Raw genomic sequence first — 23,922 nt, forward strand, 5'->3', positions numbered from 1 at the left:
GAATTGATCAGCACGACAACGGTTCGGTACAACCCGGACCGCATGTCGGTGTGGGCCTATACGCTCGAACCCCACATCGATTACGGGCCCGGGAGCAGTCATGTACGGCCACGGCGCGGTGCCGCCCGCCCGCAGCGACAGCAACGTCGTCACTCTGCGTGTGATGTTCGCCGCGATCGGCACTCTCTGCTGCGGGATCCTCGCCTGTGTTCCGCTGTTCCGGGTGGCCTTCCTGCGCGGGCGGAAGGTCGACTGGGCGCTGGCCTGGGCGAGCCTGCCGGTGTCCATCGGCTGTTTCGCCGTGGTCGGCTCGCTGCCGGAGAGCGACCCCAGGACCGACATCGCCATGGGGGCGGTGATCCTCCTGGGCCTGTTCAGCAGCGTCTACTTCCTCGTGGCGGACATCAGGTTCCACCAGCAGCAGCGGCAGCCCGGGTACGGCTACCCGCCCCAGGGCCCCACCGTGCAGTCCGGGTACGGCTATCCGCAGCCCACGACGCCGTTCGGCACCACACCCGTGCCGCAGCCGCCCGTACCCCAACCGCCCCTGCACCAGACCCAGCTGCCGCAGCCGCCCCAGCACCACACCCCGCCGCAGCCGCACACCCCGGTACCGCCGCCCCCGCCCCAGCGCCCCGCGCCCGCCCGCATCGACCAGGTGCGCGCCGAACTCGACGAACTCAGCGACTACCTGCGCAGGCACGACGGCCACCAGGACGGGAACCACGAGGGCGGAAGGTGACCGCGGCGGAAGGCCGGGTCGTCGCCTCCCGCTACGCCCTGTCCACGCTCATCGGACAGGGCGGCATGGGACAGGTCTGGACGGCCTACGACCAACGGCTCGACCGGCGCGTGGCGGTGAAGCTGCTGCGCCCCGACAAGGTCGCCGGCCAGGACGCCGACGAACTGCGCCGCCGGTTCGTGCGCGAGTGCCGGGTGACCGCGCAGGTCGACCACCCCGGCCTGGTCACGGTGCACGACGCGGGCAGCGAGGGCGAGGAGCTGTTCCTCGTCATGCAGTACATCGACGGCGCCGACCTCTCCGACCACCTCGCCGAGCACGACCCGTACCCGTGGCAGTGGGCGGTCACCGTCGCCGCGCAACTGTGCGCGGTGCTGAGCGCCGTGCACGCCGTGCCGATCGTCCACCGCGACCTCAAACCGCGCAACGTGATGGTGAAGCAGGACGGCACGGTCACCGTGCTCGACCTCGGCGTCGCCTCCGTCATGGACGCCGACACCACCCGCCTCACCCACACCGGCACCCCCATCGGCTCGCCCGCCTACATGGCGCCCGAGCAGGCGATGGGCGGCGCGGTCGGCCCCTACACCGACCTGTACGCGCTCGGTGTGGTGCTGCACGAACTCCTCAGCGGCGACGTCCCGTTCGCCGGCTCCACCGCCCTCGGCGTGCTGCACCGGCACCTGTACGAGCCCCCGCTGCCCGTGCGCCGGGTCCGCCCCGAGGTGCCGGAGCCGCTCGAAGCCCTCGTCCTGCGCCTGCTCGCCAAGGACCCGCAGCACCGGCCCGCGTCCGCGCAGGAGGTGTACGAGCAGCTGGCGCCGCTGCTGCCCGCGCGCGGGATGCCCTCGGGGGCGCCGCTGGACCCCACACGTCCGTTCCTGCGCCCGCACGCCCCCTGGCCGGACCGCGCGCGCACGCCCGCGCCCCAGCCCGCCCCGGTCGCCTCGTCCGGCGCCGAGAAGCCCGACGTGGCGCGGGCCGTCGACGAGGTCAAGCGCCTGCTGGGCGAGGGCCGCATCACCCAGGCCGTCGACATCCTCGGCGCGATCCTGCCCACGGCGGCCGAACAGCACGGCGAGCACTCCCCGGTCGTCCGCACCCTGCGCAAGCAGTACGCGGCCACCCTCATGGACGACGGCCAGTTCCGGCGCGCGCTGCCCGAACTGCGCCGCCTCGCCGACGAACGCGCCACCGAGGCCGGCCACGCCGACCCCCAGTCGCTCCGGTTCCGCTACGAGGCCGCCCAGTGCCTGGAGTCGCTCGGCGAACCGGCGGCGGCACTCGCGGAGTACCGCGCGCTGCTGCCGTACTACGAGAACCAGTACGTCGCCGGCGACCCGGAGTTGGCCCACGACGTACGCCGGCGCATCGGCCACCTCCTGCTCGCCCTCGGCGACCGCGGCGCCGCCCACGACACGCTCGCGCGCCTCCTGCACGACGTGGAGCGGCTGCGCGGCCCCGGACACCCGCTCGCGGTGGACATCCGGCGGACGCTGGAGTGGCTGGGGCAGGTGCGCGGCTAGTTTTTGCCCTGCACGGGGAGAGACTTGTGTTCCTCAAGGGGCGGGGTTTTCCGAACACTTGGGCGTCGCGGGATAGGTTGCGGTTCGTTTTTCGCCAGACAGTTCGCCAGGCAGTTCGCCAGACAGAGCGCCGTCCTCTTTAAAGAGGGGGCCGACGCACAACCAGGGGTGGGGTATTCATGGCCGGCCATCGGCAGTCCAGGAAGCGCAGATACATCACGTGGGCCGTCGCCGGCACAGCCGTCGTCGCGGGGGCCGGACTCGCCGCACAGAGCTCCATGGCCGCCACGACCTGGCCCGCGCAGAAGACGTACACCGGCCGGGCCTTCGACACCTGCGCCGCGCCCTCCCTCTCCGCGATGAAGGCCTGGAAGGGCGGCCTCTACGGCGCCGCCGCCGTCTACATCGGCGGCAAGAACCGCGGCTGCGCCCAAGCGAACCTCACCGCGTCCTGGGTGAAGTCGGTCAGCGCGGTCGGCTGGAAACTCATCCCCCTCTACGTGGGCGCCCAGCCGTCCTGCCAGACCGGCTCCAGCCCCGAGAAGCTCACCGCCGCCACGGCCGCCTCCCTGGGCACCAAGGACGCGACGGACGCGGTGGCCAAGGCGTCGGCGCTCGGCATGAAGGCCGGCAGCCCGATCTTCCTGGACATGGAGTCGTACGACATCACCAACAAGGCGTGCAACGACGCCGTGCTCACCTATGTGCGCTCCTTCGACAAGACCCTGCACGCGAAGACGTACCGCGCCGGCTACTACGGCTTCACCAGCTCCAGCGCGAAGGCGATCGCCAACGCCACCGACAAGACGGACCTGCCGGGCAACCTCTGGTACGCCCTGTGGGACAAGCAGAACACCACCACCAAGGACTGGCCGTTCGGGGCGAGCCAGTTCACCGGGCACAGCCGCGGTCACCAGTACATGGTCAACAGCAAGGAGACGCGCGGCGGTTACACGATCACCGTGGACCGCGACGCGTGGGACGGCCCGGTGGCCATCACGGGCTGATCCCGACCCTCTAGGGCCGGTCCCGACAGAGCCCGTCGGGCGCGGCGGTGCCCGAAGTCCTGGTGAATCGTTGGTCGAATGGGTTGGCCACAGCCGACCCACTGCCTACCATCGATCACCGCAAGACTTTGTGCACCGTCGCACAATCTCCTCGGGAGGCTTCCTTGCACCGCCGCCGTCGCACCGCGCTCCTGTTCACCGCCGTGATCGCCGCGGCCCCGCTCCTCACCGCCTGCGGGAGCGACGCGCATCCCGGCGCCGCGGCCGTCGTCGGCGGCCAGCGGATCACCGTCGCGCAGTTGGAGAACCGGGTGGGCGAGGTGCGCTCGGCGCAGCGCGCGGCCGTGTCGGACGACGCCCAGTACAAGCAGGCGGTCGCGCAGACCGGCAGCCTCACCCGCGACACCCTGCACGGCATGGTCCTGGACCGGGTGCTGCACCGCGCCGCCCAGGACGAGGACGTCACCGTCTCCCGGCACGAGATCCAGCAGATGCGCACCGGCCTGGAACAGCAGGTCGGCGGCTCCAAGGCGCTGGAGACGGCCTGGCTGCAGCAGTACGGCGTCGCCCCGGCCCGCCTCGACGACAACCTCCGCCTCCAGCTGGAGGCCCAGAAACTCGCCCAGGCCCTCGGCACCGACACCAGCAAGCCGGCCTTCTGGGACGCCCTGTCCAAGGCGTCCAAGGAACTCCACGTCGACCTCAACCCGCGCTACGGCGCCTGGGACGTCCAGAAGAGCAGCCGCGTCGACGCGAAGACTCCGTGGGTACGCGAGGTGACGGCGCCGGCGACGCAGGGGACGGCGTGAGCCGGGGGCGTTGAGCGGCGGCCGGTGAGCAACGGGCAGAAGCAGAAGGAACGGTACGGCGGCGTCGACAGGTACGGGCTCGCGGGCCGATGATCCGATGATCCCTCCCACCCTGTGGATATCTCGCGGGGACCGTCGGCGCGGTGCGTTAGCTTCGAACCGTGAACGCAACCAGCTTCGACGCCGCTTCCGACCAGGCCCCGGGAGCGCCCCCGGCCCCCGGCCGCATCGTCCTCCTCACCACCAGCCACCGCGTCGCGCCCGGCCTCCTGTCCTGGCCCGCCTGGCAGGCCCTGCACGCCGCCGACCGGGTGCTGTGTGCGGACGGCGCCCACCCGCAGCTGCCGTATCTGCGTGAGGCCGGAACAGCGGTCGACGAGGTGTCCCCGAGTGCCGAGGAGCTGGTCGACGCGTGCGCCGGTGGGCGGACCGTGGTCGTCGTCGCCACCGGTGAGGGCGAACCCGCCCTCACCGACGGCCTCGCCCGGCTTGCCGGCTCCGGCCGCGTCCACATGCCCGACCTGGAACTGCTCCCCGCCTCCTACGACCTGCCGGGCGCCCGTCTCCTCGACCTCGTCCAGGTCATGGACCGCGTCCGCGCCGAGTGCCCCTGGTCCTCCCGGCAGACGCACAAGGGCCTGGCGAAGTACGCCATCGAGGAGGCCTACGAACTCGTCGAGGCGATCGAGGACGGCGACCGGGACGAGCTGCGCGAGGAGCTCGGGGACGTCCTGCTCCAGGTCGTCTTCCACGCGCGGATCGCCGAGGAGGACCCGGAGACCCCCTTCTCCGTCGACGATGTGGCCGCCGGCATCGTCACCAAGCTCATCCACCGCCACCCGCACGTCTTCGGCGACGAGACGGCCTCCACGCCCGAGGAGGTCGCGGAGCACTGGCTGCGCACGAAGGCCACGGAGAAGCGGCGCACCTCGCTGACGGACGGCATCCCCCTCGGCCAGCCGAGCCTCGCCCTCGCCTCGAAACTGGCGTCCCGCGTCCGCACGGCGGGCCTGGAGGTCCCGCTGCCCGCTACGGACGGCATCGGGTACGAGCTGTTGGCGTTGGCGGTGCGGGCGGAGGCAGCCGGAGTGGATCCGGAAGCGGCGCTGCGGGCGGCAGGGCGGGCTTATCGGGACGCGATCAGGGAGGCGGAGGGGGAGACCGGTACTGGCTAGACGGCGGTGAACTCCACGGGGAGGTTGCGCAGCCCGCGCATGATCAGGCCGCCTCGCCACCGCAGGTCCGCCGGGTCGGTGGCAAGCCGGAGATCGGGCAGCCGGCGCAGCAAAGTCGCCAGTGCGGTGCGGCCTTCGAGGCGGGCGAGCGGGGCGCCGATGCAGTAGTGGATGCCGTGTCCGTAGCCGAGGTGCTGGTTGTCGCTGCGAGCGAGGTCGAGTGTGTCCGGCTCGTCGAAACGGGCGGGATCACGGTCGGCGGCGGCGAGTACCACGAGCACGGGATCACCTGAGGCGATTCGCTGTCCGCCCATGTCGAGAGGCTCGGTCGCGTAGCGCCAGGTAGCCAGTTCGACAGCGCCGTCGTAGCGGAGAAGTTCTTCGATGCCGGTGTCGAGCAGCTGCTGTTCGCCGCGTTCGATCGACTTCTGTAGCTGTGCCCGCTGTATCGGGTTGCGCAGCAGCGTGTAGGTGCCGTTGCCGATGAGGTTCAACGTCGTTTCAAAGCCTGCGAACAGGAGTACGAAACACATGGCTGCGGCTTCGTTCTCCGTCAGGTGCTCGCCGTGGTCGGAGGCGCGGATGAGACCGGAGATGAGGTCCTCGCCGGGGCCGGGGCTGTCCGGGAGCGCCGCCCGCTTTCGGTGGATCAGATCGGCGAGATAGGCCCGCATCTTCTTCACCGAACGTGCCACACCACCCCTCGGTCCTCCTTGGTGTCGGATCATCATCCCCGCCCAGTCCCGGAAGTCGTCCTGATCCTCGCGGGGGACGCCGAGCAGGTCGCAGATCGCGTAGATGGGGAGGGGGAACGCGAACTCGTGGATGAGGTCGGCACTTCCCGTGTGCGCGAACTGGTCGATGAGCTGGTCGGTCAACTCCTGCACCCTGGGAGCGAATTCGGCCACCCGCCGGGGTGTGAACGCTTTGGAGACGAGCCGACGCAGCCGTGTGTGGTCCGGTGGGTCGATGTTGAGCAAGTGGGTCATGAGGTTGGCACCGCGCTCGCCAGGGATGCCCGTCTTGTTCCTGCCCTGGGCAATTTTGGAATGGTGCACGGGATTCTTGGAGAGCCGATGGTCGGCGAGCGCTTGTTTGGCGTCCGCGTACCGGGTGATCAGCCAGGCCTCGACTCCGCTGGGCAGCGTGGTGCGGTGCACGGGCGCATGCTCGCGGAGCCATGCATAGGCAGGGTAGGGGTCGGTGGCGAACTCCCAAGTGAAGAGTTCGGGCTCGATCTGCGGGGCGTTCACGGAGGTGACGGTACCGGGAGCGTCATACGGGTGAGATCGCCGAATTACGTAGTTCCCCTTCGACTGCGGAGAGTGACAGGTAAAGTCCTCTCCGAACGGCACCGGCCCCAGAGCGCTTGCAGCAGCGCAAAGGAGCCGGAACCCTCCCGGCGGTGCGCCAACACCCCGGGGACGGAACAGTCTCGGAGGACTGAACATGCCCATTGTGGCACGCCCTTGCCCTGCCACCCCGGCGTCCGTAGTCGTCGCCAAGTACACGCGGGTTTCCACTCTCGACCAGCTCGACGGCTTCGGACTCGAAGACCAGGACCGGCTTCTCGATGGATGGCTCGCACGGCACCCTGAGGTCACCGTCCACGATTCCTACGTGGACGAAGCCGTGTCCGGGGCTCTGGAAAACCGCCCAGAGATGGACCGTCTCGTCGACGACGCACACCGGCACTGCTTCAACCGCGTCCTCGTTCCCAGGGGGGACCGCATCGGACGTACGGCCCGAGCTGCCTACTTGTGGGCCTGGACCATGGCTGACCTCGGCATCCATTTCCTCTCTGTCAGCGAGGGGATCGATACCGGTACCGAAGCGGGCTGGCAGCGGTTCAAGCAGCACGTCACCTTCTCGGAGATGGAGTGGCGACGTATCAAGGAGCGCACCGTCGCCGGCCGAGAGCTGAAGATCAGTTACGGCGGTTGGCCCGGCGGACCGGCTCCCTACGGTTACAGGATCGAGAAGGACGTCAATGAGGTCGGAGGGCGCCGCAAGCGCTTCTCGGTCCTGGTCACCGACGCCCACGAATCCATGGTCCTCACCATGGCCGTGAGCCTCGTCGTCGACCAGGGCATGAGCCTCACGGAGACATGTGAGGAACTCAACGGCCGTAAGTTCTTTGCCCGTAGCGGCGTCGCCTGGAGCGTCGCCAACCTCCGACACCGGCTCCATGGCGAAACCATTCACGACGGCTATGTGGTCTACCGGAAGACTGACCGTGGCAAGGCGAAGAACAACACCCTCTGCCGCGCCGACGGCACCCCTGTCCACGGTGACCAGGTCAAGATCGGCGTTCCGCCCATCTTCTCCGAGGAGCGGGCCGCACAGCTCATGGTCGCACTGCGGAAGCTCGGTTTCCGGAATGGGAGGCGAGGTAATTACGTCTATCCCCTCACTGGGCGGATTCACGGCAGGTGCGGAGAGGTGTACACGGGAGCAGGCCGTGGCACCAGTCGGTCGTACCGGTGCAAGGGAGCGCTCAAGGAGCCCTCGTGCCATGAGCCAGAGGTCGAGGCCGGCACCATCGAAGGCGCCGTCCGGAAGGAACTGGCCAGGCTCCTCGAAGAGGAGGGTCGCTCACGGGCTTTGACGGTCGAACGAGTGAGCAGTCTCTCTGGGGACAGAGAGACGTACGCGAAGCGCGTCGCCGAGTTCACGGCCAGGATCGCCGAACGGGAAAACCTGATCGAGGTTCGCATTCCCGAGTACGCACGCGCGGGTGTTGACCCAGTGGTGCTCAACGCGTCCATCACGGCACTTGAGGCCGAACTGGCGGAATCGCGCGAGCAGCTCAGTTTTGCCCGCCAGCGGCTGGAGTCGTACACCGAGCACGAGCGCAAGGTGGCCGACCTCGTCGACATCGCGGCCAATGCGGAGGACCGGTTGAAGGACCTGACTCTGGAACAACTCAGGGAGGTCGTCGACGTGTTCGACGTCAAGGCCGTACTCGGCGAGAGGATCGTCCTCGGCAAGCCTGGAGTACGGTGCGCCGTGAGCGAGTGGCACTGGGCAACCGGCACCAAGGTGCCGCCGGACCCCGACGACGAGCAGTGGGGGCAGGCGCTGGCCGTACTGCGGACTTACTTCACGAAACGCCACTTCACCAGCAAGTACGACATCCGCCTCCAGCTCGTGGGGATGTTGTACCGCCTCCGTCACGGCCTTTCCTGGGTTGACATGCCCCTTGTATGGGGCCCGGTGGATCCGATGCGTGAGCGTCAGCTCTCCTGGTGGCAGAAGGGCGCGTGGCCGGAGGTGATGAGGAGCCTGGGCGCCGACACCGCAGGAGTCGACGCTTACCGGCGTCCTTCCCTGCCACCGCTCGCGGTGACTGCTCAGTTCACGCCCGAGGCCGGCGGTCGACTCCTTCGTGCCCTCCGCTGAGTCACCACTCTTGAGCCAGGCGGGCGTCGCAACCCTGCCCCATCAGCACAAAGATGACAGGATTTCAGCTCTGTGATCTTCACGTGATCTACGCGGCATTAACTTGTGACAAGCAATGGACTGCCTATACGTTCACCGTTCAAGTGCGGTGCCCAGCACCACGCGTCGCACTCGTCACCGCTCTCTTCTGAAAGGCCCCCGCATGCTCTCCGGGAACGGTCGTCACCGTCGCCCCCGCCAGGCTCCGGCCCTCCTCGTCGCGGCCGGCGTGACGGGCTCCGCCATCGCCATCCCGCTTCTCGGCGCGGTGAGCGCCAGCGCTGCCGACGGCACCACCTGGGACAAGGTGGCGAACTGCGAGACCGGCGGCTCCTGGAGCCAGAACGACGGGACCGGTTTCTACGGCGGGCTCAAGCTCTCGCAGGACGACTGGGAGCAGTACGGCGGTCTCGACTACGCCTCGCGCCCCGACCTGGCCAGCCGCAACCAGCAGATAGCCGTCGCCGAGAAGATCCTGGACGACCAGGGTGTGGGCGCGTTCCACACCTGCGGGCTGACCACGGGGCTGTCGAAGGACGACGGGTCGGCCGACATCGACACCGGGATCCTGGACGACTCGTCCGACTCCTCCTCGGACTCCTCGGACGGTTCCGGCTCCACCGGCCTGTCCAACACGCCCGGTGGTACGTCCGACGACTCGTCCTCGACGGACTCGTCCACATCACCGTCGGCCTCGCCTGACTCTTCGTCCGATTCCTCGACCAACCCTGACGAATCGGACGAGTACCTCTCGCCCTCCGACTCCCCGTCCGAGCCGACCGCGAGCGGGTCACAGGGAAGCGACAGCTCGTCGACAGATCGGGCGAAGGGTGACGACTCGGACAAGTCCGAGCAGGCCGCGGGCTCTTGGAGTCTGGTCGACACCGGCGCGGTCGGCTCCGGCAGGCATCGTGGCGCCAGTGCCGACGAGAACACGGTCGCCAGTGACACCGAAGGGTCCGCGCAGGGGTCGTACACCGTCCATGGCGGTGACACTCTCGCCTCCATCGCCGACTCCCTTGGCCTGGACGGCGGGTGGCGCGCGCTCTACGCCGAGAACAAGCAGGCCATCGGTGCCGACCCGAACGACATCGCGGCCGGTCAGACCCTGAAGCTTCCTGGCGAATAGGGGCGGACAGGGGCTGAACGGGGCGAAAAGCGACGGGAGTTAACGACGGTCTTCGGACTGAATGTCCGGTTTGGTGAAAGTGTGGGATGACTCTCAGATGCCCTGATCGTCTTTGAGTTTCCGCGGAATCCGTGTCTACGGTCATCACCGTTCGTCAACACGGACCCCGAATGCCGCAACGCCGAATCCTGCCAGCGGCCGTAGGGAACAGTCGTCGCTTCACAGCGCCGTAGGCAGGAGCGGGGGACCCAGGTAAGTGCCGGGCCCGGCAGACAGTGCCGGAACCGGCTTGGGGTGAAGTCGTGCGCCGAGAGGCGCGCGGCCGGGCAACTCACACGGCCCGAACCCGACAGCTCACCTCGCAGGCGTCGGTGAGGGGATCTCCGCATGCTGTTTTCCAGCAAGGGCAAGCACCGTCGTCCGTCCAAGGCCACCCGCGTCGCCACGCTCGCCGGCGTGACCGGTGTCGCCATCGCCGCCCCGCTCATGGCGGCCGGCAACGCCTCCGCCGCCACCGCGTCCGAGTGGGACGCGGTCGCCAGCTGCGAGTCCGGCGGCAACTGGTCCATCAACACCGGCAACGGTTACTACGGCGGTCTGCAGTTCTCCGCCTCCACGTGGGCCGCCTACGGCGGTACCCAGTACGCGTCGCAGGCCAACCAGGCCAGCAAGGCGCAGCAGATCACCGTCGCCGAGAAGGTGCTGGCCTCCCAGGGCAAGGGTGCCTGGCCGGTCTGCGGCACGGGCCTGTCCGGTGCCGCGTACAACGGCGGCAGCTCGTCGAGCTCCTCCAGCTCCTCGAACTCGTCCAGCTCTTCGAGCGGTGGCACCAGCAGCCGTTCGAACGACTCGACCAGCACCTCGCGCTCCGCCGACCGTCCGGCCGCGAAGAAGACCGTCACCACCCCGACCGGCAAGAAGGTCAAGAAGGGCGACGGCGAGTACAAGGTCGTCAAGGGCGACACCCTCAGCACGATCGCCGAGAAGCACAAGGTCAAGGGCGGCTGGGAGAAGCTGTTCAAGCTGAACAAGGACATCGTCGAGGACGCGGACCTGATCTACCCGGGTCAGCAGCTGCACCTCAAGTGACAGAGACCTGGTAGCCGAACCACAGCGGCCTGACAGACGTGTCCCCCACCATGGAGGTCACGTGAGGGCCTCCCCCGTCCCCACGGGCTCCCCGCTCCGGTGCGTGTTCCCCCGTACGCACCGGGGCGGGGTTCTTTTTGCCCGTCTGCTTTGTTCCGTTCGGAAACAATTTACTCTCGGTTCTGTCCAAGGGGCGGCCCATCGGCTGGCTGTTCGTCCCGGGACGGTTAGGCTCGGTCCCGCAGAGCCATCGCGGCCCGCGTAGCCGCGTCACATTGAAGAAGGAGATGCTCGTGCCGTCCATCGACGTCGTCGTAGCCCGGGAAATCCTGGACTCCCGAGGCAACCCCACGGTCGAGGTCGAGGTCGGCCTCGACGACGGCAGCACGGGTCGTGCCGCCGTCCCCTCCGGCGCCTCCACGGGTGCCTTCGAGGCCATCGAGCTGCGTGACGGTGACCCCAACCGCTACCAGGGCAAGGGTGTCGAGAAGGCCGTCCTCGCCGTCATCGAGCAGATCGGCCCGGAGCTGGTCGGCTACGACGCCACCGAGCAGCGCCTGATCGACCAGGCGATGTTCGACCTGGACGCCACCGACAACAAGGGCTCGCTCGGCGCCAACGCCATCCTCGGCGTCTCCCTCGCCGTCGCGCACGCCGCCTCCGAGGCCTCCGACCTCCCCCTCTTCCGCTACCTGGGCGGCCCGAACGCGCACCTGCTGCCCGTTCCGATGATGAACATCCTGAACGGCGGGTCGCACGCCGACTCGAACGTCGACATCCAGGAGTTCATGATCGCCCCGATCGGCGCGGAGTCCTTCTCCGAGGCGCTGCGCTGGGGCGCCGAGGTCTACCACACCCTCAAGAAGGTCCTGAAGAGCAAGGGCCTGTCCACCGGCCTCGGCGACGAGGGCGGCTTCGCCCCGAACCTGGACTCCAACCGCGCCGCCCTCGACCTCATCCTCGAGGCCATCAAGCAGGCCGGTTACGTCCCCGGCGAGCAGATCGCGCTCGCGCTCGACGTCGCCGCGTCCGAGTTCTACAAGGACGGCAAGTACGAGTTCGAGGGCAAGTCCCGCTCGGCCGCCGAGATGACCGAGTACTACGAGGAGCTCGTGGCGGCCTACCCGCTCGTCTCCGTCGAGGACCCGCTGTACGAGGACGACTGGGCCGGCTGGAAGGTCCTCACCGACCGCCTCGGCGACAAGGTGCAGATCGTCGGCGACGACCTGTTCGTCACCAACCCGGAGCGTCTGGCCCGCGGCATCGAGGACGGCGCGGCCAACGCGCTGCTCGTCAAGGTGAACCAGATCGGCTCGCTCACCGAGACCCTGGACGCCGTCGAGCTGGCCCAGCGCAACGGCTTCAAGTGCATGATGTCCCACCGCTCCGGCGAGACCGAGGACGTCACCATCGCCGACCTCGCCGTCGCCACCAACTGCGGCCAGATCAAGACCGGCGCCCCGGCCCGCTCCGAGCGCGTCGCCAAGTACAACCAGCTGCTGCGCATCGAGGAGATCCTCGACGACGCGGCGGTGTACGCGGGCCGCTCCGCGTTCCCGCGCTTCAAGGGCTGAGCCGTACAGCCAAGGGCAAGGGCTGCGCCGTACAGGGTCAAGCCCGAGCCAGTCGTACGTACGTCCCCGTACTCGGTCCCGTACCGTGTGCGGGGACGTACGCGCGTGTGAAAGGGGAGGCGGAGACATGGCCGTCAAGGACCGGGACCGTTTCTCCACCACCACCCGGATCCGGCTGCTCGGCGAGCAGACCGCCGCGCGGGTCTACCGCTCGCAGACCAAGCGCCAGGCCCGCCGCTCCCGGCTCACCGGCCGCGCGGCCCTGCTCGCGCTCGTCGTCTGCACGCTGGTGGTGGCGCTCGCCTACCCGATAAGGCAGTACGTCTCCCAGCGCGCCGAGGTCGCCGATCTGCAACGGCAGAGGCAGCAGGCCAAGGAGCGGGTCGAGCAGCTGCGCGACCTCAAGGCGCGCTGGCAGGACGACGCGTACGCCGAGCAGCAGATCCGGCAGCGGCTGCACTACGTCATGCCCGGGGAGACCGGTTACGTCGTGATCGACCCGGACCTGACCAAGCAGTCGCGCGCCGACCTGGGGGCGGCCGACCGCCCCTGGTACTCGAACGTCTGGGACGGGGTCGACAAGTCCGACGCCTCCGACCAGTGACCTGACCAGAGAGACATTCCGCAGTGGAAACCCCTCCGCCGACCACCCCGCGCACCGAGCCCACCGACGCGGACGTGGCGGCCTTCGAGCAGCAGCTCGGCCGCCCGCCGCGCGGGCTGCGCGCCATCGCCCACCGTTGCCCGTGCGGTCAGCCCGACGTGGTGGAGACGGCCCCCCGCCTCCCCGACGGCACGCCCTTCCCGACGACGTACTACCTGACGTGCCCGCGCGCCGCCTCGGCGATCGGCACGCTGGAGGCGAACGGCGTCATGAAGGAGATGACGGCCCGTCTGGAGACGGACCCGGAACTGGCCGCCGCGTACCGCGCCGCCCACGAGGACTACATCGCCCGCCGCGACGCCATCGAGGTCCTGGAGGGCTTCCCGAGCGCGGGCGGCATGCCGGACCGGGTGAAGTGCCTGCACGTACTGGTGGGGCACTCCCTGGCCGCGGGGCCGGGCGTGAACCCGCTGGGGGACGAGGCGATCGCGATGCTGCCGGAGTGGTGGCGTAAGGGTCCGTGTGTGACCGTGCCCGGGCCGCCGACGGGCGAGGGCTGGCAGACGGAGACGAGCGAGGACGGCACGGGGTACTTCGCGTTCAAGCCCGTCGAGGAGGGTGACCGGTGACCCGCGTCGCCGCCATCGACTGCGGTACGAACTCCATCCGGCTCCTCGTCGCGGACGTGAACCCCGCGACCGGTGAACTGGTCGACCTGGACCGGCGCATGACCATCGTGCGGCTCGGCCAGGGCGTCGACCGCACCGGACGGCTCGCCCCCGAGGCACTGGAGCGCACCTTCGCGGCCTGCCGTGACTACGCGGCGATCATCAAGGAGCACGGCGCCGACCGACTGCGGTTCGTGGCGACGTCGGCCACGCGGGACGCCGCCAACCGGGACGACTTCGTGCGCGGGGTCCTCGACATCCTCGGCGTCGAGCCCGAAGTGGTCTCCGGCGACCAGGAGGCGGCGCTCTCCTTCACGGGCGCGACCGCGGAACTCGCCGGCCGCGACGACCTCGCCAAGCCCTACCTGGTCGTGGACATCGGCGGCGGCTCGACGGAGTTCGTGGTCGGCGACGACCGGGTCCGCGCGGCCCGCTCCGTGGACATCGGCTGCGTCCGCATGACCGAGCGCCACCTCGTCCACGACGGCGCGGTGACGGACCCGCCCACTCCGGATCAGATCACGGCGATGCGCGCGGACATCGAGGCCGCCCTGGACCTCGCCGAGCGGACGGTTCCCCTGCGCGAGGCCCGCACCCTGGTCGGCCTGGCGGGCTCGGTCACCACGATCTCGGCCATCGCCCAGAACCTCCCCGAGTACGACTCGCAGGCCATCCACCACTCCCGTGTCTCCTACGACCGCGTCCGCGAGATCACGGAGTCCCTGCTGACCTCCACCCACGCCGAACGCGCGACCATCCCCTCCATGCACCCGGGCCGGGTCGACGTCATCGGGGCGGGCGCCCTCGTACTGCTCTCGATCATGGAGCGGACCGGGGCGACGGAGGTCGTGGTGAGCGAACACGACATTTTGGACGGGATCGCGTTCCTGGCGGCGGGGGAGTCCGAGGCCGGCGCGTAGAGGAACTGAACCGGGCCGTCGTCTCACCGGCCGTGGGTCCCGGCGGCATGGATGTCAGTGCCGACCGGGACCATGGTCGTCATGACCGATGAGCGATACGCCCGCCTGGCGGCCGACCACCTCTCCGCCGACCTCGCCGACCGATGGACGGCCCTCCTGCGTCCGTGCGCCCGCCTGCACCCAGCCGCGACCGACGAGCAGCCCGTCGCCATCCTCGGCGGCACGCCGGAGCTGCCGCCCGGGACCGCGTGGCCCGAGTGGCCGGGCCACGGCCCGCTGTCCTTCGTCGCGTCGGTGCGCTGCGCGGCGCTACCGCGCGAGGCCCTGACGACCGGCTTTCCCCAGGACGGCACCCTGCTCTTCTTCTGCTTCGAGTACGACGGTGAGGCCGACGGCGACGAGGGGCCGTTCGTCTCCGTGGACGACCCCGAGTCGTGGGTCGGGGCCCAGGTCCTGTACGTCCCGGAAGGCACACCGGTCCGCCCGGCGGAGGTACCGAGGGAGCTGGACCCTTACCCGCGTACGCCCCTCGTCGCTGAGACGGAGCTGAGCGCTCCCGACCTCTGGCTGCCCCAGGTCCGGCAGGCGCTGCTCGGTGACGGTGGAGAGTGGCCGGATCACTTCCGCGAGACCCCCGTCGAACTCCGCTCGTTCCGCCGCGCGTTCGAACGCCTGCGCGGCCACATGGGCCACCAGATAGGCGGCCACGCCGTCCCCGTACAGGGCCCGGTGGAGTACGAGGTCGCGGACGCGCACCTCGGCCCGGGCCAGCGCACCTGGGGCGACCCCCTCCTGGACGAGGAAGCCGCCCGCTGGGTCGTCCTCGCCCAGTTCGACAGCGACACCGACGCGGAGATGGAGTGGGGGGACGCGGGCACCCTCTACTGGCTGATCCGTCACGAGGACCTGACGGCATCCCGCTTCGACCGGGTTCGGCTGGTCGTGCAGTGCTAGGGCGGTGGGGCCGAACCGCACTCCACTGAGCATCCGGCACCCCCGATGAGCAGCCCGGAGAGCCATCAAAGAGCCCTCAGAACCTCCCTCCCCGACCCCCCGCCGACAAAGTTCGTGAAGTTCTTCACAAGGAATTCGGCCCTGTCGGAGCAGGAAAAGGGGCCGGTTGGCCCTTCCGGGGGCCCGGTGGGGTGTTGAACGTGTTCAGGAGTGTGTGTCGAGGGGGTGTCGGGGGTGTGTCGGCGGGGCGGCCGGAGAGGGGGCGGCGGGGTCGTCGGAGAGTCAGAGCGGCAGCTCACGCGGCATTGACAACGGGTCGTACCGGGCGAGGGTTCCGTCCCGGCGGGGTGACCTGGATCATGGCGGCCGCGGAGAATAGCACACACCCTCCACAAGCTTGTGAAGGGGCGCACGAGCTACCCCCCTGAGGCAGGTGGATACTCGATGGCATGAGCACCACGGAGCGTCCCAGGATCCTCGTAGTAGGCGGTGGGTACGTAGGCCTGTACGCAGCTCGGCGCATTCTCAAGAAGATGCGCTACGGCGAGGCGACCGTCACGGTCGTCGACCCCCGGTCGTACATGACCTACCAGCCCTTCCTCCCCGAAACCGCCGCCGGCAACATCTCCCCGCGCCACGTCGTCGTCCCGTTGCGACGCGTGCTGCCGAAGGCGGAGGTTCTCACCGGCCGGGTCACCAGCATCGACCAGGACCGCAAGGTCGCCTCGATCGCCCCCCTCGTCGGTGAGGCGTACGAGCTGCCCTTCGACTACCTGGTGATCGCGCTCGGCGCGGTCTCCCGGACCTTCCCGATCCCCGGCCTCGCCGAGCAGGGCATCGGCATGAAGGGCATCGAGGAGGCCATCGGCCTGCGCAACCACGTGCTCGAGCAGCTGGACAAGGCCGACTCCACCACCGACGAGGAGATCCGCCGCAAGGCGCTCACCTTCGTCTTCATCGGCGGCGGGTTCGCCGGTGCGGAGACCATCGGTGAGGTCGAGGACCTGGCCCGCGACGCGGCCAAGTACTACAAGAACGTGTCCCGCGAGGACATGCGCTTCATCCTCGTCGACGCCGCGGACAAGATCCTGCCCGAGGTCGGCCCCAAGCTCGGCCAGTACGGCAAGGAGCACCTGGAGAGCCGCGGTGTGGAGATCTACCTCTCCACCTCGATGGACTCCTGCGTCGACGGGCACGTCGTGCTGAAGAACGGCCTCGAGGTCGACTCCAGCACCATCGTGTGGACCGCCGGTGTGAAGCCGAACCCGGCGCTGGCCCGCTACGGCCTGCCGCTCGGCCCCCGCGGTCACGTCGACTGCGCCCCGACCCTCCAGGTCCAGGGCACCGACTACATCTGGGCCGCCGGCGACAACGCCCAGGTCCCCGACATCGCTGCCCGCAAGGCCGGTGTCGAGAACGCCTGGTGCCCGCCGAACGCCCAGCACGCGCTGCGTCAGGCCAAGGTCCTCGGCGACAACGTGATGTCCGGCCTGCGGGGCTTCCCGCAGAAGGACTACTCGCACGCCAACAAGGGTGCGGTGGCCGGTCTCGGCCTCCACAAGGGCGTCGCGATGATCGTCATGGGCAAGGTGAAGATCAAGGTCAAGGGCCGCCTCGCCTGGTACATGCACCGCGGCTACCACGGTCTGGCCATGCCGACCTGGAACCGCAAGATCCGCGTCTTCGCCGACTGGACCCTCGGCATGTTCCTCAAGCGCGAGGTCGTCGCCCTCGGCGCCATGGAGAACCCCCGCGAGGAGTTCTACGAGGCCGCCAAGCCCGCCCCGCGGCCCGCCGCCGCGGCCGAGCCGGAGAAGTCCGAGGCCAAGGCCTCCTGACCCACCCCGGTCGCCGGACAACGGCTTGGACCGCAGTAACCGAACGAACCGAAGGGCCTTCCGCCATCCGTGGTGCGGGAGGCCCTTCGGCATGCCCGGAGAGCCGCCCCACGGCCCGCCCCCACTCCATGTACGTGGCAGCTACAGCCATTTTGCCCAGTCGTAACGCACCTGGGGGACTGCGCAGTCGCCCTGTTGGTGTTTACGTAGTGACTGGTCATTTCGGTATCGCTTGTCATGGAGGTCGCCATGGCCGACGCCGCGCTGCGGCTGAAGAGCCTCGTCGAACAACTGATTGGGGTCCCGCTCCCGGTGCGCATCCGCGCCTGGGACGGGTCGCAGGCGGGGCCGCCGGGCGCGCCCACGCTGGTCGTACGCAACCGGCGTGCCGTGCGCCGGCTGCTGTGGAAACCGGGCGAACTGGGGCTCGCCCGCGCCTGGGTCGCCGGCGACCTGGACATCGAAGGAGACCTCTACGCCGCCCTCGCGCAGATCGCCGGGCTGGTGTGGGAGCGCGGGGAGGACGCCAGGACGCTCACGCAGGCGGTGCGCGATCCGGAGGTGCGGGCCGCCGCCCGCGGGCTCGTGAAGCTCGCCGGGCTGCCGCTGCCGCCCGCCCCGCCCCGGGAGGAGATCCGCAGATCCCGCTCCCATCTGCACACCAAGCGCAGCGACAGACGCGCGATCAGCCACCACTACGACGTCGGCAACGACTTCTACGAGATCGTTCTCGGCCCCTCGATGGTGTACTCGTGCGCCTACTGGGAGTCCTCCGAGCCTGGCGCCACCCTTGAGGACGCCCAGCGCGACAAGCTCGAACTCGTCTGCCGCAAGCTGGATCTGACGCCTGGTCAGCGGCTGCTCGACGTCGGCTGCGGCTGGGGCTCCATGGCCGTGCACGCCGCCCGCGAGCACGGCGTGAGCGTCGTCGGCATCACCCTCTCCCAGGAGCAGGCCGCGTACGCCCGCAAGCGTGTCGCGGAGGAGGGGCTGACCGACCGGGTGGAGATCCGGGTGCAGGACTACCGGGACGTCGCCGACGGGCCCTACGACGCCATCTCCTCCATCGGCATGGCCGAACACGTGGGCGCGGAGCGGTACTTGGAGTACGGCCGGGACCTCTACCGGCTGCTCAAGCCCGGCGGCCGGCTGCTCAACCACCAGATCGCGCGCCGGCCGCAGAGCGACGAATCGGCGTACAACCTCGACGGGTTCATCGACGCGTACGTCTTCCCGGACGGCGAACTCGCCCCGATCGGCTCCACCGTCACGCAGTTGGAGCGGGCCGGGTTCGAGGTGCGGGACGTCGAGTCGATCCGCGAGCACTACGCGCTCACCCTGCGCCGCTGGGTGGCCAACCTGGAGGTCGAGTGGGGGCGCGCGGTCAAGCTGACCAGCGCCGGGCGCGCCCGCGTCTGGCGGCTGTACATGGCCGCCAGCGCCCTCGCGTTCGAGCGCAACCGCATCGGCGTCAACCAGGTCCTGGCGGTGCGCACCCCCGACACCGGGCGGTCCGGGCTGCCGTTGCGGGCGCGCACCTGGAACTGAACCGACCACGCCTGCCCGGCACTTGAACGCGGAGGGGCTCCGCTGCCACCCGGCAGCGGAGCCCCTCCGCGTTTGCCATCCCTACCGCTACTCCGACTTGATCGCCGCCAGCATGTTCATCTTGGCCGCCCGGCGGGCCGGCCACAGCGCGGCCAGGATGCCGACCGTCGCCGCGAGCAGCAGGAAGATCGCCATCCTGGTCCAGGGCAGGACCAGTTCGTACGTCGCCATCTTCGCGCCCAGGAGTTCGCCGGCCGCCCAGCCGAAGAACACGCCCAGGCCGATGCCGAGCACACCGCCGAACAGGGAGATGACCAGGGACTCCAGGCGCACCATGCGCTTGATGGCCTTGCGGTCCAGGCCGATCGCGCGCAGCATGCCGATCTCCTGCGAGCGCTCGAAGACCGACATCGCCAGGGTGTTGATGACCCCGAGGACGGCCACGATGACCGCCATGGCGAGCAGGCCGTAGAGCATGTTCAGCATCAGCGTGAAGATCTTCGCGATGTCGTCGGACAGGTCCTGCTTGCTCTGCACCTTGATGGCCGGGTTGGCGCCCAGGGCCTTCTCCAGCTTGTCCTTAGTCGAACCGGAGGCGCCGTCGGCGGTCTTCACCAGGATCTGCATGTCGCCCGGGTCGGTCAGGTGCGGGGTGAGGACCTTGTTGTCGAGCATGATCCCCTCGATCAGCTCGTTGCCCTCGTAGACCCCGGCCACCGTCAGCCGCTGCGCCTTGCCGTCCTCGTAGTGCACCGTGAAGTCCGAACCGGCCTTCCAGCCATAGGACTTGGCGGTGTCGTCGTCGACGACGACCTGGTCGCCGCCGACCTTGAAGGAGCCGCTGTCGACCTTCAGGTCGGTCAGCTCGCCGATCGCGGAGCCGTTGACGCCGGTCAGGAACTCGGTGGTGCCGTCGATGCGCGCCGGGGAGTTGCGCAGCGGGCTGGTGGACTTGACGCCCGCGGTGGAGTTCAGCTTCTTGTCGACGTCCGGCGACAGCTCGTTGCCGTTGGCCATGGAGACGATGTAGTCGGCGCTGATGGCGGCCGAGGCCATCTTGTCGATCGACTTCTGCAGGCTGCCGGCGACCACCGTCATGCCGGTGATCAGGGTGAGCCCGATCATCAGCGCGGAGGCGGTGGCGGCCGTACGGCGCGGGTTGCGCACCGAGTTCTGGCGGGCCAGCTTGCCCGAGATGCCGAAGATCCGCAGGACCGGTGCCGTCGCCGCGATCAGCGGGCGGGACAGCAGCGGGGTCAGGATGAACACGCCGATGATCAGCAGTACCGCGCCGAAGCCCATGGGGGCCTGGCCGTCCGAGCCGTCCATCGCCGTGGCGGCCAGTACGGTCGCGACGCCCGCGCCGCTGAACAGCGCGCCCAACGTGTTGCGCAGCACGAGGGACTTGGTCGTCGCCTTCGCGTGCACGCTGCTCATCGCGGCCACCGGCGGGATCTTCGCCGCCCGGCGGCCCGGCAGCCACGCGGCCAGCATGGTGATGACGACGCCGACCAGGAGGGCGGCCACGATCGTGCCGGGGGAGATGACCAGCGGGCCGTCCGGGACGGTCGCGCCGAAGGAGTTCATCAGGGAGCGCAGGCCGGCGCCGATGCCGATGCCCGCGACCAGTCCGGTCACGCCGGCGACCACGCCGACCACGAACGCCTCGATCAGCACCGAGCGCGTGACCTGCCGGCGGGAGGCGCCGACCGCGCGCAGCAGCGCCAGTTCCTTGGTGCGCTGGGCGACCAGCATGGTGAAGGTGTTGGCGATGATGAACGTGCCGACGAAGAGCGCGATGCCGGCGAAGACCAGCAGGCCCTGCTTGAGGCCGCTCATCGACGAGGCGATCTGCTCGGCCTGGTCGTCGGCGAGCTTCTTGCCGGTCTCGGTCTCCACGAGCTTGGCCGGCAGCGCCTTGTCCAGCGCGGACTTCAGCGCCGCCTGGGAGGTGCCGGAAGCCGCCTTCACGTCGATCTCGTCGAACGTGCCGGGCTTGCCGAAGAGGGTCTGCGCGGTGGCGGTGTCGTAGAGGGCGAGGCTGCCGCCCGCCGCGACGTTGCCGTCGTCGGTGGTGAAGATGCCGGTGATCTTCGGGGTGAGGACCGGGCCGTCGACGGAGATGCGGATGGTGTCGCCGACCTTGTAGCCGGCCCGCTTCGCGGTCTCCGCGTCGATGGCGACCTGGTCCTTGCCGTGCGGGGCCGTGCCGGACGTCAGCGGGTAGCGGGGGTCCTTGTCGCCCCAGTAGTTGCCGCCCTGCGACTGGAAGCCGCCGCCGATGAGCTTGCCGTCCTTGTCGGCGATGGCGGTGAAGCCGGTGACGACGCCGATGGCGTTCGCGGCACCGGGCACCTCGGCCGCGGTGTCGAGCTGAGCCTTCGTCAGCTCGGGCGTCTTGTTGATCGTATTGCCCGTGTCCTTCTGGGACTTGGGCGTCACGGCGACGTCGACCTGGTCGAAGCCCTTGGCCGAGCTGTTCTGGAAGGCGTCGGAGATGGTGTTGGTGAAGACCAGGGTCCCGGACACGAACGCGACGCCGAGCATGACGGCGAGGACGGTCATCAGGAGGCGGGCCTTGTGCGCGAGTACGTTGCGCAGGGCGGTGCGGAACATCAGCTCGTGCGGCCCTTCGCGTCGAACTCGGGGGTCTGGGGGTTCCCCCCAGGAAATTGCCGCATGAAGTCGAGGACCGCTTCGGAGCTCGGCTGGTACAGCTCGTCGACCAGGCGGCCGTCGGCCAGGAAGACCACCCGGTCCGCGTAGGCCGCGGCCACCGGGTCGTGGGTGACCATGACGACGGTCTGGCCCAGCTCCCGTACGGAGTTGCGCAGGAAGCCGAGCACCTCCGCGCCGGAGCGGGAGTCGAGGTTTCCGGTCGGCTCGTCGCCGAAGATGATGTCGGGGCGGGAGGCCAACGCGCGGGCCACGGCGACGCGTTGCTGCTGGCCGCCGGAGAGCTGCGAGGGGCGGTGGCTGAGCCGGTCCGCGAGACCCACCATCTTGATGACGGTGTCCAGCCACTGCTTGTCGGGCTTGCGGCCCGCGATGTCCATCGGGAGCGTGATGTTCTCGAGGGCGGTCAGCGTCGGCAGCAGGTTGAACGCCTGGAAGATGAAGCCGATCTTGTCGCGGCGCAGCTTGGTCAGCGCCTTGTCCTTCAGCGAGCCCAGCTCGGTCTCGCCGATGCGCACGGATCCGGAGGAGAAGGAGTCGAGGCCGGCCACGCAGTGCATCAGCGTGGACTTGCCCGACCCGGAGGGGCCCATGATCGCGGTGAACTCGGCCTGCCGGAACTCGACGGAGACCCGGTCGAGGGCGACCACCTGGGTCTCGCCCTGTCCGTAGATCTTCGACAGATCCGTGGCGCGCGCGGCCACGGTGGTGGTCCGGCCGGCGACGGGTGTGGTGGTCACGGGAGGCTCTCCTCGAGAGGACGACGTGTGAAGGGGACGTCTCTCATCCTGGTTGCCTGATGTGCCCGTGTAGTCAGCCGCTGTTCCGGTTCCGAAGGCAGACTCGGGAGGGACCCGGGGTCCTCGAGTCATACCTGGGGATGACGGTCACCCCCGAGAGGGTCCGTCGAAGGGACTCGTCGACCGGCCCACGCAAGCGCCCGCGCCGAGAACGCGGAAGCGCTTGCGTCAAGAACCGGTGGAGCACCCTCGTTCGGGCGGTGAAATTCCGTCATTCCGCATACGCCCCTGGATCCCGCACGCAAGGCTATTGGCATGTGCGGATGGCCCGTTCCAGTGGCTGATGCACCCTCAGGCATCAATAAAATAAGACAACATGGGTCCACCTCGCCGCTGTTGGAGGGAAGCATCCCGATAGGCTCGGAACCTCGACGCGGAGCCCATGGCCTGCCCGGATGGTGGAATGCAGACACGGCGAGCTTAAACCTCGCTGCCCCTTCGCGGGCGTGCCGGTTCAAGTCCGGCTCCGGGCACCTCCATGCCCACGCGACGACATCCGACGCGTGGGCGCTCACCCTTTCAGGGGTATTTTCAGCGTCAATCCTTATTGACGTCGGTGTCAACCCTTGAAGGGTCGGTCGGACCCGGCAGAGGCAGGCCTAGTACCAGCCGGTGCAGGTGATCGCCGTGCCGTCACCGGAGTCGCCGCAGGCCCGCATCAGCTTGCCGTTCGAGTCACGCCAGGCCTCGGTGTGGACGCTGGTGCCGGCGTCGACCCGGCGGATGCCCAGCTGCGGCTCCCAGGTGCGGCCGCCGTCGCTGCTGCGGTCCACCCAGACGTGCATGCCGACGAAGCCGTTGGTGACCCGGCCCCAGGCGCAGGTGTTGGTCCCGGAGCCGTTGTACCTCAGCTCGAAGAGCTGGCCCCTGGCGCCGGTCGCCGAGCGGGCGGTTCCGGTCACCACGTTGGTGTTGCAGCCGTCCGCGGCGCTGGCGGTGGTGCCGGCGCCGGACATGGCGAGCAGTCCGGTGGTCATCGCCAACGCCGAGACCGTGGCCGCGAGCTTCTTGTTCACGCGCATTCTCTGTCGTTCCCCCTTGCGAGCCCTGAGGCTCATGCGGTCGATGACGGAAGTCTCGACCGGGGGAGCGGGGTGCGACCATCCTGGACAACAGAGGTTGACCGGCCCGCAGAACGCCTGCTAGTGCCTGCCGGCGCCGGCGTCAGCCCTGGTAGACGGTCAGTACCGCGCCGCCCATCTCCACCCGGCGTCCCGCCCGCATCCCGTCCCTGCGCAGGGTGCGCAGGCAGGTGTGGAAGAGGGCCAGCTCGTCGGCGTCCAGGATCGCGGCGGCGAGGTCCACGAGTTCGGCGACCGACTCCTCGGTGAGCTCGTCGGGCAGTTCGCCGGAGAGCAGGACGACCGACTCGCCCGCGGGACCGCGGACCACGGCCGTGGCCGGTCCGCCGTGCACGAACAA

The 23,922-nt window shown here is 69.4% G+C and carries 20 protein-coding genes, 1 tRNA gene and 1 riboswitch; of the genes, 16 read left to right on the forward strand and 5 right to left on the reverse strand.

Features of this window, described 5'->3' with window-relative positions:
* The first annotated feature begins 100 nt into the window (after window positions 1-100).
* The 5 genes from ACIP6U_RS14975 (at window position 101) to ACIP6U_RS14995 (ending at window position 5,259) form a co-directional block, all read left to right on the forward strand.
* Entirely contained in the window at window positions 101-742 is a 642-nt protein-coding gene (locus ACIP6U_RS14975) for a hypothetical protein (RefSeq protein ID WP_401716694.1), read from the forward strand.
* Between the two features lie 38 nt (window positions 743-780).
* A complete protein-coding gene (locus tag ACIP6U_RS14980) occupies window positions 781-2,268 on the forward strand; it encodes a protein kinase (protein ID WP_401717014.1) in 1,488 nt (495 codons plus the stop codon).
* A gap of 179 nt (window positions 2,269-2,447) precedes the next feature.
* Entirely contained in the window at window positions 2,448-3,275 is an 828-nt protein-coding gene (locus ACIP6U_RS14985; protein WP_401716697.1) for a glycoside hydrolase domain-containing protein, read from the forward strand.
* A 164-nt stretch (window positions 3,276-3,439) separates the two neighbouring features.
* The gene (locus ACIP6U_RS14990; RefSeq protein WP_401716700.1) at window positions 3,440-4,084 is read left to right on the forward strand and encodes a SurA N-terminal domain-containing protein; all 645 of its coding nucleotides are present in this window, start codon (window positions 3,440-3,442) and stop codon (window positions 4,082-4,084) included.
* Between the two features lie 161 nt (window positions 4,085-4,245).
* Window positions 4,246-5,259, forward strand: a complete 1,014-nt coding sequence (locus tag ACIP6U_RS14995) for a nucleoside triphosphate pyrophosphohydrolase (RefSeq protein ID WP_401716703.1) — start codon at window positions 4,246-4,248, stop codon at window positions 5,257-5,259.
* Here the strand turns inward: ACIP6U_RS14995 and ACIP6U_RS15000 are convergent.
* Window positions 5,256-6,512, reverse strand: a complete 1,257-nt coding sequence (locus tag ACIP6U_RS15000) for a cytochrome P450 (protein WP_401716706.1) — start codon at window positions 6,510-6,512, stop codon at window positions 5,256-5,258. The two genes, ACIP6U_RS14995 and ACIP6U_RS15000, sit on opposite strands and share 4 nt — an antisense overlap.
* A gap of 196 nt (window positions 6,513-6,708) precedes the next feature.
* Between ACIP6U_RS15000 and ACIP6U_RS15005 the strand changes: the two genes are divergently transcribed.
* From ACIP6U_RS15005 to ACIP6U_RS15050, 10 genes are all read left to right on the forward strand, one after another.
* Window positions 6,709-8,661, forward strand: a complete 1,953-nt coding sequence (locus ACIP6U_RS15005) for a recombinase family protein (protein ID WP_401716708.1) — start codon at window positions 6,709-6,711, stop codon at window positions 8,659-8,661.
* 202 nt (window positions 8,662-8,863) lie between these two features.
* Window positions 8,864-9,829 carry a transglycosylase family protein gene (locus ACIP6U_RS15010; protein WP_401716711.1) on the forward strand — a complete coding sequence of 322 codons (966 nt, stop codon included), beginning with the start codon at window positions 8,864-8,866 and terminating at the stop codon, window positions 9,827-9,829.
* Window positions 9,830-9,998: 169 nt separating this feature from the next.
* Window positions 9,999-10,212, forward strand: a riboswitch (cyclic di-AMP (ydaO/yuaA leader).
* Window positions 10,213-10,216: 4 nt separating this feature from the next.
* Complete coding sequence (locus ACIP6U_RS15015) at window positions 10,217-10,918, forward strand: transglycosylase family protein (RefSeq protein ID WP_401716714.1); 702 nt, start codon at window positions 10,217-10,219, stop codon at window positions 10,916-10,918.
* A 287-nt stretch (window positions 10,919-11,205) separates the two neighbouring features.
* Entirely contained in the window at window positions 11,206-12,492 is a 1,287-nt protein-coding gene (eno, locus tag ACIP6U_RS15020; RefSeq protein WP_401716716.1) for a phosphopyruvate hydratase, read from the forward strand.
* A 127-nt stretch (window positions 12,493-12,619) separates the two neighbouring features.
* A complete protein-coding gene (locus tag ACIP6U_RS15025; protein ID WP_401716719.1) occupies window positions 12,620-13,096 on the forward strand; it encodes a septum formation initiator family protein in 477 nt (158 codons plus the stop codon).
* 23 nt (window positions 13,097-13,119) lie between these two features.
* Window positions 13,120-13,725, forward strand: a complete 606-nt coding sequence (locus ACIP6U_RS15030) for a DUF501 domain-containing protein (protein ID WP_401716722.1) — start codon at window positions 13,120-13,122, stop codon at window positions 13,723-13,725.
* Window positions 13,722-14,684, forward strand: coding sequence for an exopolyphosphatase (locus ACIP6U_RS15035; RefSeq protein WP_401716724.1), 963 nt, complete (start codon window positions 13,722-13,724; stop codon window positions 14,682-14,684). The genes ACIP6U_RS15030 and ACIP6U_RS15035 overlap by 4 nt, the downstream gene beginning before the upstream one ends.
* An 81-nt stretch (window positions 14,685-14,765) precedes the next feature.
* Window positions 14,766-15,638: a YwqG family protein gene (locus ACIP6U_RS15040; protein WP_401716727.1), complete on the forward strand. Its 873-nt coding sequence runs from the start codon at window positions 14,766-14,768 to the stop codon at window positions 15,636-15,638.
* 449 nt (window positions 15,639-16,087) lie between these two features.
* Entirely contained in the window at window positions 16,088-17,476 is a 1,389-nt protein-coding gene (locus tag ACIP6U_RS15045) for an NAD(P)/FAD-dependent oxidoreductase (RefSeq protein ID WP_401716730.1), read from the forward strand.
* Between the two features lie 249 nt (window positions 17,477-17,725).
* The gene (locus ACIP6U_RS15050) at window positions 17,726-19,024 is read left to right on the forward strand and encodes a class I SAM-dependent methyltransferase (protein ID WP_401716733.1); all 1,299 of its coding nucleotides are present in this window, start codon (window positions 17,726-17,728) and stop codon (window positions 19,022-19,024) included.
* An 87-nt stretch (window positions 19,025-19,111) separates the two neighbouring features.
* On the opposite strand, the gene ACIP6U_RS15055 is transcribed toward ACIP6U_RS15050, so the two are convergent.
* Window positions 19,112-21,640 carry an ABC transporter permease gene (locus tag ACIP6U_RS15055; RefSeq protein ID WP_401716736.1) on the reverse strand — a complete coding sequence of 843 codons (2,529 nt, stop codon included), beginning with the start codon at window positions 21,638-21,640 and terminating at the stop codon, window positions 19,112-19,114.
* Window positions 21,640-22,440 carry an ABC transporter ATP-binding protein gene (locus ACIP6U_RS15060; RefSeq protein ID WP_401716738.1) on the reverse strand — a complete coding sequence of 267 codons (801 nt, stop codon included), beginning with the start codon at window positions 22,438-22,440 and terminating at the stop codon, window positions 21,640-21,642. The genes ACIP6U_RS15055 and ACIP6U_RS15060 overlap by 1 nt, the downstream gene beginning before the upstream one ends.
* A 449-nt stretch (window positions 22,441-22,889) precedes the next feature.
* On the opposite strand from ACIP6U_RS15060, the gene ACIP6U_RS15065 reads away from it, so the two are divergent.
* Window positions 22,890-22,973, forward strand: a tRNA-Leu gene (locus tag ACIP6U_RS15065).
* A gap of 126 nt (window positions 22,974-23,099) precedes the next feature.
* Here the strand turns inward: ACIP6U_RS15065 and ACIP6U_RS15070 are convergent.
* A complete protein-coding gene (locus tag ACIP6U_RS15070; RefSeq protein WP_401716741.1) occupies window positions 23,100-23,516 on the reverse strand; it encodes a glycosyl hydrolase in 417 nt (138 codons plus the stop codon).
* Between the two features lie 148 nt (window positions 23,517-23,664).
* Window positions 23,665-23,916 carry a hypothetical protein gene (locus ACIP6U_RS15075; RefSeq protein ID WP_401716744.1) on the reverse strand — a complete coding sequence of 84 codons (252 nt, stop codon included), beginning with the start codon at window positions 23,914-23,916 and terminating at the stop codon, window positions 23,665-23,667.
* Window positions 23,917-23,922: the final 6 nt, after the last annotated feature.

Source organism: Streptomyces sp. NPDC088794 (assembly GCF_044750545.1).
Classification (GTDB): domain Bacteria; phylum Actinomycetota; class Actinomycetes; order Streptomycetales; family Streptomycetaceae; genus Streptomyces.